The organism is Rhizobium sp. CG4 (assembly GCF_023701965.1).
Taxonomy (GTDB): Bacteria; Pseudomonadota; Alphaproteobacteria; order Rhizobiales; family Rhizobiaceae; genus Agrobacterium.
Window position 1 is genome coordinate 42062 of sequence record NZ_JABAEG010000003.1, and the last position, 14964, is coordinate 57025.

A 14964-nucleotide genomic window follows, 5' to 3' on the forward strand; every position below is an offset into this window, starting at 1 on the left:
GTTTTATCACGCGATGCGTTTGTAAAAGATCGTCGTGCTGCAATACCGGCCATCGGGGAACAGAGCGTAATCGGGGATAACGCCTACCCGTTGCCAGCCGAACCGTGGATAGATTGCTTCAGCATCGCTACCGGTTGCCGTATCAAGAACGAGAAGCGTGCGCCCGCGTTTGGTAGCTTCTGCTTCCACCGCATCCATCAGCAGACGAGAAAGTCCTTGTCCGCGTTGCGAACGATGAATGAGCAGTTTCATCAGGTCACCACGATGCGGCTGGTTCGGTTTGGATGCCAGACCGATCTGAACGGTTCCGACAACAACGCCGTCAACCTCCGCGACGACATGAATGATGTCACCGGTATCGACGCCGGCAGCCACATTCCGCCAGAAGTCTGCCCCGTCTTGCGGAGTGAAGGGCAGCATGAAACCAACCGATGCCCCGTCATTGACGCAATCCGACAAAACCTCGCACAGGTGAGGCAGGGCATTTAATGTATCTGCTGCATCTAAAATTCGGATCGTTGCCATAGGTACCTGCCGGTAAACGTAAATCGATGAGGGACTGTCATTGAGAAATTTGTGATGTGTTTTATCGGCGTGTCAGCGGGCTCGCCGGTCCAAAACGACGCAGTAGCGGGCGGGCCGCTCACCCGGATTGTGAAAAACGTGGCCTTCGCCAACCGGCATGAACAGGCAATCGCCCGGCGAAAGGAGATAGACATCCTGTTGTGTCGTCATTTCCAGCGTGCCTTGCAGCAGCCAGACATGTTGGGTCATGCCATGCGAAGCAGAGTGCGGTGGAAAACTGACTTTTGCGCCAGCTGGAAACTCCACCTCAACAATATCGACATCCGAGCCGACGCGCGGCGGTGAAATGGCGCGGCGTAGATATCCGGTTTCCGGATCCTGCCAGATTTTCTGTTCTGCCTTGCGGACGATTGGAGTGACTGTCTCGTCTTCAGCAAAAAAGTCTGACAGCGAAAGGCCAAGTGCGGCGCAAATCCGGGCCAGGAGCGAGGCGGTAGGGCTCGCCTCGCCGCGTTCAATACGCGAGATCATCGCCCGGCTGACGCCCGAAGCAAGACTGAGCTGGTCGAGCGTCATATCGTTTTCAGCACGCAACGTGCGGACCCGCTCGCCGATCGATTTTTCGAGAATGTCGTTTTCCATGTCCATGATCAGAGAATTGCATTCTCTTATAGTGGAGTCAATGGGTATTATAGTGGAATATTCGAAAAGTGACGAACCTGCGTGAAAGTAGGTTCGTCGTTCTTGATAGTCTTATGCGCCGACCTGAGCGATCCAGTCATTCAGATTATAGTAGTTTGTTACCCGGCTAACTTTGCCGTCCTTTAATTCAAAAAAGGCACCCGCTGGAAGCACGTATTTCTGTCCATTGGCCTCTGGAAGACCTTCATCGGTCACCAGATATTCACCGTTGACGACAAATTCTGCAGACGCGCGTTTGCCGTCTTCGCTGGCCATAATCACCATGTCGGTCAGGGTTTCCTTGTAGCAACGGTTCATGTGATCCATGAACTTCGCAAACACCGCCTTGCCGGTCTGGCGCTCACCCTGATTAATGTCGTGAACCACGTTTTCGTCGAGCAGGGCCAGGAAGGCATCCATGTCCTGACGGTTGAAAGCATCGTAATAGGCGTGGATGGTGGCGGCTGCTGTCATCTTTATCTCCATGGGTCTGCAACAGAACTTGGCTCACTTTGGTCGTCACGATATAACCGGGCACAACCAAGGTGAAAATGCTGTATATCGGAAAGTATCTCAACTGACATGAAAGCACTCGAAATCAAATCCGCATCCGGTGCCGATATTGCACCTTATTTTGATGACCTCGCCCGTTTGCGTATCGGTGTTTTCCGGGAATTCCCCTATCTGTATGACGGCACGATTGAACATGAGCGGGAATATCTGGCCACCTATGCCAATTCGCAAGGTGCCGTTGTGGTGCTGGCGCTGAATGACGGCAAAGTCGTTGGTATGTCGACGGGAATTCCAATGGCGTCAGAAACTAATGAGGTGAAAAAGCCTTTCATCGCAGCCGGTTATAATCCTGATCGGATCTTCTATTTCGGCGAGAGCGTGCTTCTGCCGCAATATCGCGGGCAGGGCGCTGGTGTTCGGTTTTTTGAAGAGCGAGAAGCGCAGGCAAAACGGCTTGGCGGTTTTGACTATTGCACCTTCTGTGCGGTGGAGCGTCCGCTGGATCATCCAAGACGGCCCACAGACTACAAACCACTCAACAGTTTCTGGGAAAATCGCGGTTACGTCCACAAGCCGGAACTGAGCACCACATTCACCTGGCAGGATCTGGATGAAACGGCAAAAAGCCCGAAAACCCTTTCCTTCTGGATGCGAAAGATCGAGGCGTAATTCATGACCAGACTTGCCGCTTGCCAATACGCCATTGAACTCATCGAAAGCTGGGAAGATTACGTTGCACATTTAAGCGCTTTGGTACGACAAGCGGCAGAGACCGGTGCCGAACTTGCGCTTCTGCCGGAATATTCTGCGCTAACACTGACTGGCCTGCTGCCGGCTGATATCCGTTCCGATCTGCACAAGTCCATCGATGCCCTGCAGCCCCTGCTACCGGCTTGGCTGGAACTATGTGAAGAACTGGCACGCAGCCATGGCATCGTGTTTCAGCCGGGTAGCGCGCCGGTCAAGAACCCAGATGGCAAATATCGCAACCGTGCTTGGCTGTTTGGACCGAACGGGTTGATCGGGTATCAGGACAAGCAGATCATGACCCGGTTTGAGCGGGAAAAATGGAACATTGCCGCCGGTGTCGAGGGGCTTAAGGCCTTTGACACGCCGGTTGGCAAACTCGGCATTCTGATTTGTTACGATAACGAATTCCCGATGCTTGGCCGCAAGCTGGCGGAACTGGGTGTAGAGTTAGTTCTAGCACCCAGCTGCACTGACACGCTGGCCGGTGCATTCCGGGTGCGCATCGGCGCGCAGGCCCGCGCGCTGGAAAATCAGTATGCCGTACTGTCCTCCCCAACAGCGGGTGAAGCACCTTGGTCACCAGCGGTTGATGAAAATCGTGGCCGCGCGGCTCTCTACGTTCCCTCTGACTACGGCATGCCGCCTTCGGGCATTGTGGCAGAAAGCGAAAGCGACAATGTGGTCGATAGCCATTGGCTGATCACTGACATCGATCTCGGCGCCGTCGCAAAACTGCGAACCGACGGGCAGGTGGCCACCCGCCGTGACTGGCCGGAGCAATTTGACGTATGAAAGGTCCATATTTAGTGGCCTTTTAACGAATTCCCACTTTTCGACTATCGAAGCCCCTGCTATAGCCCGGGGCATGAGCACAAATCCGAACCGCATCCCGCTTGACCATATCCGCAACTTCTCGATCGTTGCCCATATCGACCATGGCAAATCGACATTGGCCGACCGGTTGATCCAGTCGACCGGTGGTCTTGCCGAACGCGATATGTCCGAGCAGGTGCTCGACAATATGGATATCGAGCGCGAACGCGGCATTACCATCAAGGCCCAGACCGTGCGTCTGCACTATAAGGCCAACAATGGTGAGACCTATGTTCTCAATCTTATCGACACCCCCGGCCACGTCGACTTTGCCTATGAAGTCTCGCGCTCTCTGTCTGCCTGCGAAGGCTCGCTACTGGTGGTGGATGCATCGCAGGGCGTAGAAGCCCAGACGCTGGCCAACGTCTATCAGGCGATCGATAACAACCACGAGCTCGTTACCGTTCTGAACAAGATCGATCTGCCCGCTGCAGAGCCGGATCGTATCAAGGAACAGATCGAGGAAGTCATTGGCATTGATGCCAGCCAAGCTGTTTTGATCTCGGCCAAGACCGGCCTTGGTATTCCAGACGTGCTGGAAGCCATCGTCCATCAGCTGCCTCCACCGAAGAGTGAGCTTGGTGAAAAGGGCCCGCTGAAGGCGCTTCTCGTCGATAGCTGGTACGACACCTATCTAGGCGTCATGGTTCTGGTGCGCGTGCTCGATGGCGTTTTGAGCAAGGGTCAAACCATCCGCATGATGGGCACGGATGCAAAATATCAGGTGGAGCGCGTCGGCGTTCTCACACCCAAGATGGTCGCTGTCGATAGCCTCGGCCCGGGCGAAATCGGTTTCATCACCGGCTCGATCAAGGAAGTGGCGGATACGCGCGTTGGCGATACCATCACTGAAGATAAGCGCCCGACTGAAAAGGCACTTCCGGGCTTCAAACCCGCGCAGCCAGTGGTTTTCTGCGGACTGTTCCCGGTCGATGCGGCAGATTTCGAAGACCTGCGTGCCGCCATGGGCAAGTTGCGCCTCAACGATGCGTCGTTCTCGTTTGAAATGGAATCGTCCGCCGCTCTCGGTTTCGGTTTCCGCTGCGGTTTCCTTGGTCTTCTGCACCTTGAAATTATTCAGGAGCGCCTCGAACGTGAGTTCGATCTCGATCTGATCGCGACTGCACCTTCGGTGGTCTACCAGTTGACGATGACCGATGGCTCCGAGCGCGAGCTGCACAACCCGGCTGATATGCCGGATGTGGTGAAGATTGCCGAAATTCGTGAACCATGGATCAAGGCGACCATTCTGACGCCGGACGATTATCTTGGTGGCATTTTGAAGCTCTGTCAGGATCGCCGCGGCGTCCAGACCGAACTCACCTATGTCGGTAAGCGTGCGATGATTACCTATGAATTGCCGCTGAACGAAGTTGTGTTCGACTTCTACGACCGCTTGAAATCCATCTCCAAGGGATATGCGTCCTTCGATTACCATCTGGATGGTTATCGTGAAGGCAACCTCGTCAAGATGTCGATCATGGTCAACGGCGAACCGGTGGATGCGCTTTCTATGCTGGTGCACCGTACCGCTGCCGAAAAGCGCGGTCGCGACATGTGCGAAAAGCTGAAGGATCTTATCCCTCGCCACATGTTCAAGATCCCGATCCAGGCGGCTATTGGCGGAAACGTCATCGCCCGTGAAACGATTTCAGCCATGCGCAAGGACGTGACAGCCAAGTGCTATGGTGGTGACGCCACCCGTAAGCGCAAACTTCTGGACAAGCAGAAGGAAGGCAAAAAGCGCATGCGTCAGTTCGGCAAGGTTGATATTCCGCAGGAAGCGTTCATTGCTGCCCTGAAGATGAGCGACGACTAAGCGTTACACATCAAAATCCACAACAAAAAAGGGAGGTGAACGCCTCCCTTTTTTGTTCCGAATAGACAGTCTGTAAAAAGAAAACTGCCCGCCTCGAAAGACGGACAGCTCTCGCTCCTCCCGGTAACCGTTAGGTTATGGGGTGGTCGATGTGCCACCACCCGTTGCTGGGGCAGCAGGCGCAGCATTGTTGGCTGGCGGCTCAGCTGGCGTTGTTGGTGCCATAGGCTGAACTGCGGGAGCCTGCTCCGTTGCGGCTGGCGGTGTGGTCGTTGACGATGTTGTTGTTGGGTCCGTTGTTGGACCACCCATCTGCGACCAGATAAATACACCCGCCAGAATGAGCACAATCAGAGCGCCGAACGGAACCCATGATGATGATGAGCGTGCTGGCGGTGCCAGATTTGGATCAATATGCGGTGGCACATTTGGATTCAAATCCGGCCGTGGGCGAAGTTCAGGATTTCTGTCATTTGGATCATACGTCATGTTACTTCCTCCTTCTGGATCAAGAACGCGTGATCGGCAAAAGAGTTCCAGTTGCGGTCAACAAGGGTTAAAAACATGAGGAACGTTGGCCATAAATGACAAAAGCGCCGGGGCTATCCACGGCGCTTTTAGTTTGTCTTAATGGTAACCCTAGCGGCTGGCGGTGCGAGCCGGGCCGGATCTGGCGACCCAGCGATGCCAGTCTTCGATGCTGCCGTTGAACACATTCAGATCGATCTTGCCGGACACGCCTTGTGACAGGCCCGAACCGGAATACTGCCAGAACACCCACTTGCGGCCCGGATAAACCTTGGAAGGATGCTGGGCAACGGCACGAAGCCAGAATGGATAGTTGAGGAATTCGCCGGACAGGTGATCCTTGTAGAAGTCAGGTGCGGTGTAGATAACCGGACGCTGGCCGTAATGGCGTTCCAGCATGTCCATAAACACCTGCATCTTTTCCAGAACCTTGGCGCGTGGAAGACGCATCTTGCAACTGGACTCACCGTTGTATTCAACGTCGATCACCGGCGGCAGGGCATCCGGGTCCCGCGGCACGTTGCGAATGAACCATTCGGCCTGATGGCTGGCCGGGCGGCACCAGTAGAAGAAGTGGTAAGCACCGCGACGAATACCTGCTTCCTTGGCCAGCCTCCAATTGGTCTTGAACATCGGGTCAAGATGGTCGCCGCCATCGGTTGCTTTGATATAGGCAAAGTTTGCGCCTTGTGTGCGCAGCTTTTGCCAATCGATATTGGCCTGCCAGCGCGAAACGTCGACGCCGTGCACGGCGTAATGATTAGGCGTAACCTTGCCGAAATTGATCGGCTTAGCGTCACGGAACTGGCGGCTATAGATCCGAGAGCGTACCTGTGGGCCTGCCATGATCGCCGGGCTTGCTGCCATCGCCATCGTGACCGGGCGCTGGTCGGGAACCGGCATGCCAACGTTTGGCGCGACAACGGAAAATGCCTGAGGTTCTTCCGGCACGGGACCGCCCCATGCCAGCAGTTCCTGATGCTCATTCGAGCCGGAGGCCTGTGCGGCGCCAACTGTTGCCGAAGGAATGGGGCCGGATGTCGGAGTTACAGAGCTGGTGACTTCTCTGGACGGAGAGGAAACACCTGTCATGATGCTCTCTGGCCCAGAACTGGATGTACAGCCGGACATTGTCAGGCAGGCAAGGAGCAATGCTGGCACAACAGATGAACGCATGGGAATCCGTACTCAAAACAAAACAGAAAATACGAGAAAAGCCTCCTCGCTAACGTTCTGCTAGGATTAAAGAACAATTATCAAGAAAGATTAAATTGCGTCCGACCAGAATGTGTTTATGGCCGTAAAACGGCTATTTTCCGAGGTTTCGGCGCCGCATTCAGCGGAAACCGAACCTGCCAACCATGATGATCTGTTAGGAAATGTGGCGAGACCACATGGTAAAAACCATTCATTTTTAGAGACTTGAAATTCAGGCCCGCGAAATGTGGCAGGATTGATGAATGTGGGTGAACGCCGTTAAGGCCTTGTCAACCACACGCAAAGCTTGCTGAAAAAATGACAATAAGGCCGGAACCGCGGTTTTTGAGCGTTACGAGCCGGCGAGAACCGGTTGCTGATCCTGCTTTTGCGTGGTGTTGTCATTCTGCTCGATCAGCTTTACCCAGGCGCGGGCCAGGGCAAGTCCCGCCACGTCAGCCTGTGTGCCGTTTTGTGCCTTCTGGTCGGCATAACCGGCCAGCCAGCCCGGTGAAATCGTTTCAATGCTGTCGGCAAAATTGCTGCGCCAACCCTCAACCACCGAGGTGTCTGCCTCGAAGTGAAACTGGGTACCGTAGGAGGCGCGGCCAATCCGGAAAGCCTGATTGATTGCTGCGCCATTGGAGGCTAGCCGCACCGCATCATGTGGCAATGTAAAGCTGTCATAGTGCCACTGGAAAATACGGAAGTTATCGCCAACACTGGAAAACACTGGATCCTGTCGGCCTTCTTCGTTGACCTCTATATTTTCCCAGCCAAATTCACGCGTCACCTTCAGCAGGTTTTCGCCGCCATGGGCACGCGCCAACAACTGGCTGCCGAGACAGATACCGAGAACCGGCTTATCCGCTTCGGTAAAGTCACGCATCAATTTAGCAAGTCTGGGCAGGTAGGGATATTTTTCGTCGTCCACGGCGCTTTGTTCGCCGCCGAACACCACAAGCGCATCGTGACTGTCTGCATTGTCAGGCACAGCCTCGCCGAGATAAACGCTGATCACGTCAAGCTCGGCGTTAACCTCGGCCAGGGCGGCGCCCACTTGTCCGTGGGGTGTACCTGCCATGTTCTCAATGATTGCGACGCGCATGAAGTCTACCTGTAAGCGAATTTAGCGCGCTAAATTGACCATGCGACTGGTCGCTTGACAAGACCAAAGGCAGCGCTGGCCACCTTTGGTCGAAGCTATTTTTCTGTGCGCGTCAGAAAGATCAGAACACTTTTTTCAGCTTGGCATCCACGGAGTGGCTGTTGCCGCCACGCACTGCAAAGAACAGGAAGATAGCGGCCCACAGGATCGACTTCTCACTGCCCGCCAAGCCCTCGGCTTTGACGATGCCGTGGAAGTAAACGGTCACAAGCAAAACGATAGTTGCGGCAAAAGCCGCAGGACGCGTGAAAAGACCAATGGCAATCAGAATGCCGCCGAAAAACTCTGTCGCGGCCAGCAAAGGTGACCAGAACACGCCGGGGTAAAAACCAAGGCTTTCCACCATGCCAACGGCGCGAAAGGGGTCCATGATCTTGCCGTAGCCATGCGTCACAAGAAGAACACCGGCAGCAACACGCAGAATGGTTTCAACGATTTGATGGGTGCTGTTATAGACGGGTGCGATAGCCGGAACGATGAGACGCTGCGATGATTGAATTTTATTCGTCATAAGAAACTCCATGAATTGAACATGGTGTTTTCTCTAAAGCTGTATGACGTGAAGACAATCAAGCATCGTGTCAAAACATGATTATTTTTGTTAATATTTCCGTGAACGAGATTTGATGATGGAGAAGCCCGTGAACGATACGACCGCCAAACCCCGTGTTGCCATCGTCTATTGCACACAGTGCAATTGGCTGCTGCGGTCCGGCTGGATGGCGCAGGAATTGCTGCAAACCTTTGGTCAGGACCTCCGCGAAGTTGCACTCGTTCCCTCGACCGGTGGCCGTTTTGAGATCACGGTAAATGACACTCTTATCTGGGAGCGCAAGCGAGATGGCGGGTTTCCCGGACCCAAAGATCTAAAGCAGCGTATTCGTGACGTGATCGATCCCGAACGTGATCTTGGCCATACGGATCGGAAAGCCGATGAGGGGCTGGATACCTGACTTGCGGAATGTATGACCTCACGAAGCGAGGTCTGCAACCACGCTGTCGAGGATCAACATACCTGACGGCGTGCAGCGAATGCGCGAATTGCCGAGACGCTCGACGAAACCATGCTGAATGAGGAAATCTTCGCGGTCCGGGTCCAGTTCGCGCCCGGACAGCGACTGCCAGCGCACCAGATCGATCCCTTCGCGTAAGCGCAGGCCCATCAGCAGCAATTCGTCTGCCTGCTCGTCATAACCCAGCATTTCCTGATCGATCATGCCGTGGCCTTGCCGCTCAACCAGTTCAAGCCACGCTTCCGGGTTGCGCTCTGTGGCGGTCGCCAGTTTCACCTTGCTTTGCGAAAGGCGTCCGTGCGCGCCGGGACCAATGCCAGCATAGTCACCATAACGCCAATAGGTCAGGTTATGGCGGCTTTCAGCGCCGGGGCGGGCATGATTGGAAACTTCATAGGCCGGCATGCCGTGACGGGCGGTAATCTCCTGCGTTGCCTCGTAAAGCACGGCAGAATGCTCCCCATCCGGCACAATCAGTTTTCCGGCCTTGTGCAGCCCGTAAAAGGCTGTGCCTTCTTCGATTGTCAGCTGATAAAGCGACAGATGGTCCACCGCGTAGGAAATTGCTTCGGCCAGTTCCTTTTCCCACTCTTCCACCGTCTGATTGGGACGGGCATAGATCAGGTCAAACGACATGCGTGGGAAAATCTCGCGCGCCAGCTTGATGGCTTTCAGCGCATCCGCGACGTCATGCAGACGTCCCAGAAACTTCAGATCCCGATCGTTGAGAGCCTGAACGCCCATCGACACGCGATTGACGCCCGCGGCCCTGTAGCCGCGGAAGCGTTCAGCCTCGACGCTGGACGGGTTGGCTTCCATAGTGATTTCAATCCCGTCGGGCACATGCCAGTATTTGGCGATGCCATCAAGAATGGCGCCGACGGTCGAAGGCTCCATGAGTGATGGCGTGCCGCCACCCATAAAGATGCTGCTGACAACCTTAGGGCCACCAAGCGTGCGCATGGTCTGCATTTCCTTCAGAAACGCAGCTGTAAAACGCTCCTGATCGACCGGCTTGTGGCGGACATGACTATTGAAATCGCAGTAAGGACATTTGGCCGCGCAAAATGGCCAATGCACATATATTCCGAAACCGGGTTCCCCGGTATCAGGCAATAGAGTAGCACCGGGTGCAGATAGAGTACCGCTCCCGGCGCTGGTCATCATGCTTCGAGGCAGCTTTCAACAAAAAGCTTGAAGGCGCGGGCACGGTGCGAAAGTGCAGTCGCGTCGCCTGGCTTCCAGCCATGTTTCTGTTCAGACGGCATTTCACCGAACGTCGTGTCAAAACCTTTCGGTTGGAACACCGGATCGTAACCGAAACCTGCCGTGCCGCGTGGCGGCCACACAACAGTTCCTTCGATCTCGCCACGGAACATTTCCGTGTGACCATCAGGCCAAGCAAGGCACAAAACACTGACGAAGCGGGCAGCACGATCCTTTGGATCTGTCACACCTTTGTCAGCAAGCGCCTTTTCAACCTTTTCCATGGCCATGGCGAAATCGCGCGTACCATCGGCGGTTTCTGCCCAATTGGCGGTGTAAACGCCGGGGGCGCCGTCGAGCGCATCAATCACCAGACCGGAGTCATCGGACAGAGCTGGAAGACCGGAAGCCTTCGCCGAGGCCAGCGCCTTGATCGCAGCATTTTCCTCGAAAGTCGTGCCGGTTTCATCCGGCTCTTCGAAGTTCAGTTCTGCCGCCGACTTTGCCAAAAAACCGAACGGACCGATCAGCTCGGCAATTTCGGCAATCTTGCCCTTGTTGTGGCTGGCAACGACGATGGTGCGGGTGTCGAGTTTACGCATGTCTTATCCGGATCTCAGGCGATTGCCTGCTTTTGCAGGGAAACCAGTTCGGCGCAGCCTGTCTTGGCAAGACCGAGCAGCGTCAGGAATTCCTGCTCGCTAAACGGTGCGCCTTCGGCAGTGCCCTGGATTTCAACGATACCGCCGGAACCGGTAATGACGAAGTTTGCGTCCGTTTCAGCAGACGAATCTTCAAGATAATCGAGATCGATAACTGGCTGGTTTGCGAAAATGCCGCAGGAAATGGCAGCGATATGGTCTTTGAGAACCTTTTCGACCTTCAGCATGTTGCGGCTTTCCATCCATTTCAGGCAGTCATGAAGGGCAATCCATGCGCCAGTAATGGAAGCGGTACGGGTACCGCCGTCGGCCTGAATGACGTCGCAGTCGATGCTGATCTGGCGTTCGCCCAGCGCCTGCAGGTCAACGACAGCGCGCAAGGAACGGCCAATAAGGCGCTGGATTTCCTGTGTGCGTCCACCCTGCTTGCCGGATGCAGCTTCGCGCTTCATGCGTTCATGGGTAGAGCGCGGCAGCATGCCATATTCAGCAGTCACCCAGCCCTTGCCGCTGTTGCGCAGCCATGGTGGGGTCTTTTCTTCCAGGCTCGCAGTGCAAAGTACATGCGTATCGCCAAACTTGACGAGACAGGAGCCCTCGGCGTGCTTGGAAAAATTGCGCTCGAATGAAACCTTGCGCATCTGGTCTGTTTTTCTGCCTGACGGCCGCATGACGGACTCCTCTTGAATTGGTCGGAGCCTTCTAGTGCCTTTCCCAAGCAATTGGAAGGCTCTGGCCCATCTATCCCGGTTTTGCGCCGCAAAACCGATCTTGGGAAGTGGAATTTCCGTTTTGCCGAAGGTCGATCAGTGATTATAGTTGATGGTCTCAGGCAATCGACAGAGATGACGGTCAATATGGGTTTTTCCATTCCGATAGCACAGGATCAATTCGCGTCGCTCGACGAACGTTCGCGCGAAATCTTCCGCCGTATCGTAGAAAGTTATCTCGAGACGGGAGAGCCGCTCGGGTCGCGTAACCTGTCGCGGCTTTTGCCCATGTCGCTTTCACCTGCCTCCGTTCGCAATGTGATGAGCGATCTGGAGGAGCTCGGACTTATTTATTCGCCGCATATCAGTGCGGGCCGCCTGCCGACACATTCGGGCCTAAGGTTTTTTGTCGATGCCTTCATGCAGGTCGGAAACTTGTCTGATGACGAACGCGCCAATATCGATCGGAATATCGCGCCACTGTCCAATCGCGAACAACCCCTGCAGGGAATGATGACGCAGGCCAGCCAGACCCTGTCGGGCATGTCGCGGGGCGCTGGGCTAGTCATAACCACCAAAAACGATGTGGTCATCAAACATGTCGAGTTCATCCGGCTTGAGCCGTTCAAAGCACTCGCCATTCTGGTCGGTGAACACAATCAGGTGGAAAACCGTATCATTGATCTGCCGGCCGGCATCACATCTTCGCAGTTGACGGAGGCTGCCAATTTTATCAATGCCCACTTGTCCGGGCAGACACTGGATGAACTGCGAAGTGAACTGAATGCGCTGAAATTACAGGTGCAGACCGAACTTGGTACATTGGCGCAGGATCTGGTGGAACGTGGTCTGGCCGTTTGGGCCGGCGATAGCGAAGAGGGTAAACCCGGCCGTCTTATTGTTCGGGGACGCTCCAATCTGCTGGAAGGGCTTGGCAGCGAAGAAGATATGGATCGCCTGCGCCTGCTGTTTGACGATCTGGAGCGCAAGGACAATCTGATTGAAATTCTCGACCTGGCTGAAAGCGGGCCGGGGGTACGTATTTTTATCGGGGCGGAAAACAAGTTGTTTTCTCTGTCCGGTTCATCGCTGATCGTCGCGCCTTACCGTGATGATGACAATCGCATTGTTGGTGCTGTTGGCGTTATCGGGCCGACAAGGCTAAACTATTCCCGTATTGTGCCGATGGTCGATTATACGGCACAGTTGATGGGGCGGTTATCGCGAAAACCGCTATAGTTAGCTGCCATATTCCTCAACTGACAGTTCTTTGCGCACCGAATGGCGGCTAAGCCTTGATTTTTGCCCGTCAAACATCGATATCGGGCGCAACATCAAAATTTAATCTGGAGACCGTCATGACCGACGACACGAACAAGACCGGATCTGACGCAAAGCAAGCGGAAACGGCATATGAAGAAACTGTAGCGGACGCTACGGTTGATGAAAATTTCGCGCCTGTCGAAGAAACACCTGATCCTTCCGAGGCGCTAAAGGCGGAAAACAACGACCTGCGCGACAAGTTCCTGCGCCTTGCTGCTGAAATGGACAACCTGCGTCGCCGCACAGAACGCGATGTGAAGGATGCCAAGGCTTATTCGGTGGCTGGTTTTGCCCGCGATATGCTGGCCGTATCAGATAATCTTCGTCGCGCGCTCGAAGCAATTCCTGCCGAGTTGAAGGAAAATGCTGAAGCCGGCATTGCAGGTCTTATCGAAGGCGTTGAAATGACCGAGCGTTCGATGCTTTCGACCCTTGAACGCCACGGTGTTCGCAAGATCGAAGCGGAAGGTGAAAAGTTCGACCCGAACTTCCACCAGGCGATGTTTGAAATTCCAAACCCTGCGGTTCCCAACAATACGGTTGTTCAGGTCGTTCAGGCAGGCTTCACCATTGGTGACCGTGTTCTGCGTCCTGCCATGGTCGGTGTTGCCAAGGGTGGCCCAAAGGGTGAAGCCGCAGCAGGGGCTGAGCCAGGTACTGGCAGCCTGAATGAAAAAGATGCGTGATCTCTGATCACCCTCGTTTGAAACTTTTAAACCCCGGTCATCAGCCGGGGTTTTTTAGTATCAGGATCGGGAGAATTGCCGATCGAGCCAATCAAACGCGTAGTCCTGCTGCTCGGCTTCGAAAACATGGGCACCTGGCCAGATTTTGCTGTCCAGGCAGTCTGCACGCTGCCATGCAGCCCATACGCTCCCCATTTTTTGCAGGGCTTCAGTAACGGAGCCGACTGGAAAAAGCCTGTCTTCCCTGCCGGCAAAGACCAGCATGGGCCGCGGCGCCACAAGGCTTGCAACATCGGGATAATCCAGAAACTGCATAAGGCCCGGATGGGCCATGTGCCACGCAGAACCACCGCGCAGCTGGTTATTGCCGGGTACCATCAGACCCTTTGCTGTGGCCATCCAGTTTACCACCACCGTCGCGGTGATAGTGTCGGTCAGAGCCGCAGCCTGCCAGGCGCGGAATGCGCCCATGGAAAACCCTGCTGATGCGATCTGTTGTTTGTTGACCTCTGGCATGCTGGCCAAAAATTCTGCGGTGCGGGTGTCCTCAAGCGCCATCAGACCGGCAAGGGAACTCCCCATATTGGCAAAATTGGCCGCCAGCGCCTGCTGTCCATCATACGTCAACGGCCCGCGATCACCCCAGCCGAGTGCGTCGACTGCAAGCACGACATAACCGCGGCGTGCCAACTCGTCACCGGGAAACCTTCCTGAAAAATGTCTATCTGCCCACCCTTGTGCGGAGTGCAGCTTATCTGGACCATCCCAAGGCGAAATTAGTTTTTCTTTGCCGATATCGAATTTGGAACCATGGTCATGGTAGAAAACAGTTGCCGGAAATGGTCCCTTGCCCTGGGGTAACAAGAGCAAGCCAATAACCCGGCTGTCGCGCGTCAGGTTGAACGCAATCTTCCGGGCAATAAAATCACCACGGTCGATTTCATCGACAATTTCGGGATCAAAACCAGTTCTGTCTGGTGTCTGCCAAGTGAGTTCCCAGATCTTTGCTCGAGCTCGAGCCTTCCAGTCCTCGAGATCGCTGACCTCAGGCGTCCATGCCATTGAATAGGTCAGTCGCTGTTTCAGTCGCTCACTGAAAACCGGCAGGTGGTCTCCGGTTACACCGGTCATTTGCACATCAGGCATCTGGTCGAGGTCAAATGAACAGTCATCACCAACGCTGGCCCCACGCTTTTCCGGCTCCATGCATCCTCCGTCATCAGCGCTCACGTCTGATGACGGTTGATTTACCGCATGGAATGAAAAATCGGAATTGATTTTAAGGGGGATTATTAAAGCAGGTCGCTGTT

Annotated in this window: 17 protein-coding genes; 6 read left to right on the forward strand and 11 right to left on the reverse strand. The window is 54.8% G+C overall.

Annotated features, from left to right (window positions below; genetic code table 11):
* Positions 1-6: 6 nt before the first annotated feature.
* From HGO37_RS10440 to HGO37_RS10450, 3 genes are all read right to left on the reverse strand, one after another.
* Positions 7-525, reverse strand: a complete 519-nt coding sequence (locus HGO37_RS10440) for a GNAT family N-acetyltransferase (RefSeq protein ID WP_250983289.1) — start codon at positions 523-525, stop codon at positions 7-9.
* Between the two features lie 72 nt (positions 526-597).
* Entirely contained in the window at positions 598-1167 is a 570-nt protein-coding gene (locus HGO37_RS10445; RefSeq protein ID WP_250983290.1) for a helix-turn-helix domain-containing protein, read from the reverse strand.
* 111 nt (positions 1168-1278) lie between these two features.
* Positions 1279-1680: a ketosteroid isomerase-related protein gene (locus tag HGO37_RS10450; protein WP_250983291.1), complete on the reverse strand. Its 402-nt coding sequence runs from the start codon at positions 1678-1680 to the stop codon at positions 1279-1281.
* A 108-nt stretch (positions 1681-1788) separates the two neighbouring features.
* Here HGO37_RS10450 and HGO37_RS10455 point away from each other — a divergent pair, with 108 nt between their 5' ends.
* The 3 genes from HGO37_RS10455 to lepA all read left to right on the forward strand — a co-directional run bounded on the left by HGO37_RS10455 (position 1789) and on the right by lepA (position 5161).
* Entirely contained in the window at positions 1789-2388 is a 600-nt protein-coding gene (locus HGO37_RS10455; protein ID WP_250983292.1) for a GNAT family N-acetyltransferase, read from the forward strand.
* A gap of 3 nt (positions 2389-2391) precedes the next feature.
* Positions 2392-3261: a carbon-nitrogen hydrolase family protein gene (locus tag HGO37_RS10460; RefSeq protein ID WP_250983293.1), complete on the forward strand. Its 870-nt coding sequence runs from the start codon at positions 2392-2394 to the stop codon at positions 3259-3261.
* A 61-nt stretch (positions 3262-3322) separates the two neighbouring features.
* A complete protein-coding gene (gene lepA, locus HGO37_RS10465; protein ID WP_250983681.1) occupies positions 3323-5161 on the forward strand; it encodes a translation elongation factor 4 in 1839 nt (612 codons plus the stop codon).
* 135 nt (positions 5162-5296) lie between these two features.
* Here lepA and HGO37_RS10470 read toward each other — a convergent pair whose 3' ends face one another.
* From HGO37_RS10470 to HGO37_RS10485, 4 genes are all read right to left on the reverse strand, one after another.
* Positions 5297-5650, reverse strand: coding sequence for a hypothetical protein (locus HGO37_RS10470; protein WP_192486625.1), 354 nt, complete (start codon positions 5648-5650; stop codon positions 5297-5299).
* Positions 5651-5800: 150 nt separating this feature from the next.
* Positions 5801-6865, reverse strand: a complete 1065-nt coding sequence (locus tag HGO37_RS10475; protein ID WP_250983294.1) for a glycoside hydrolase family 25 protein — start codon at positions 6863-6865, stop codon at positions 5801-5803.
* A 373-nt stretch (positions 6866-7238) separates the two neighbouring features.
* Complete coding sequence (locus HGO37_RS10480; protein WP_250983295.1) at positions 7239-7994, reverse strand: type 1 glutamine amidotransferase; 756 nt, start codon at positions 7992-7994, stop codon at positions 7239-7241.
* Between the two features lie 121 nt (positions 7995-8115).
* A complete protein-coding gene (locus HGO37_RS10485) occupies positions 8116-8565 on the reverse strand; it encodes a DoxX family protein (RefSeq protein WP_250983296.1) in 450 nt (149 codons plus the stop codon).
* 130 nt (positions 8566-8695) lie between these two features.
* Here HGO37_RS10485 and HGO37_RS10490 point away from each other — a divergent pair, with 130 nt between their 5' ends.
* The gene (locus HGO37_RS10490; protein ID WP_250983297.1) at positions 8696-9007 is read left to right on the forward strand and encodes an Rdx family protein; all 312 of its coding nucleotides are present in this window, start codon (positions 8696-8698) and stop codon (positions 9005-9007) included.
* An 18-nt stretch (positions 9008-9025) separates the two neighbouring features.
* Here HGO37_RS10490 and hemW read toward each other — a convergent pair whose 3' ends face one another.
* From hemW to rph, 3 genes are read right to left on the reverse strand one after another with little or no spacing between them, the layout of a single operon-like run.
* A complete protein-coding gene (gene hemW, locus HGO37_RS10495) occupies positions 9026-10231 on the reverse strand; it encodes a radical SAM family heme chaperone HemW (RefSeq protein ID WP_250983682.1) in 1206 nt (401 codons plus the stop codon).
* Positions 10231-10875, reverse strand: coding sequence for an RdgB/HAM1 family non-canonical purine NTP pyrophosphatase (rdgB, locus tag HGO37_RS10500; protein ID WP_250983298.1), 645 nt, complete (start codon positions 10873-10875; stop codon positions 10231-10233). The genes hemW and rdgB overlap by 1 nt, the downstream gene beginning before the upstream one ends.
* Positions 10876-10889: 14 nt before the next feature.
* Positions 10890-11606, reverse strand: coding sequence for a ribonuclease PH (rph, locus tag HGO37_RS10505; RefSeq protein ID WP_192486631.1), 717 nt, complete (start codon positions 11604-11606; stop codon positions 10890-10892).
* 186 nt (positions 11607-11792) lie between these two features.
* On the opposite strand from rph, the gene hrcA reads away from it, so the two are divergent.
* Positions 11793-12884 carry a heat-inducible transcriptional repressor HrcA gene (gene hrcA, locus HGO37_RS10510; RefSeq protein ID WP_192487796.1) on the forward strand — a complete coding sequence of 364 codons (1092 nt, stop codon included), beginning with the start codon at positions 11793-11795 and terminating at the stop codon, positions 12882-12884.
* Positions 12885-13003: 119 nt separating this feature from the next.
* Positions 13004-13654 carry a nucleotide exchange factor GrpE gene (grpE, locus tag HGO37_RS10515; RefSeq protein WP_250983299.1) on the forward strand — a complete coding sequence of 217 codons (651 nt, stop codon included), beginning with the start codon at positions 13004-13006 and terminating at the stop codon, positions 13652-13654.
* A 60-nt stretch (positions 13655-13714) separates the two neighbouring features.
* Here grpE and HGO37_RS10520 read toward each other — a convergent pair whose 3' ends face one another.
* A complete protein-coding gene (locus HGO37_RS10520; protein WP_250983300.1) occupies positions 13715-14860 on the reverse strand; it encodes a dienelactone hydrolase family protein in 1146 nt (381 codons plus the stop codon).
* Between the last annotated feature and the right edge of the window lie 104 nt (positions 14861-14964).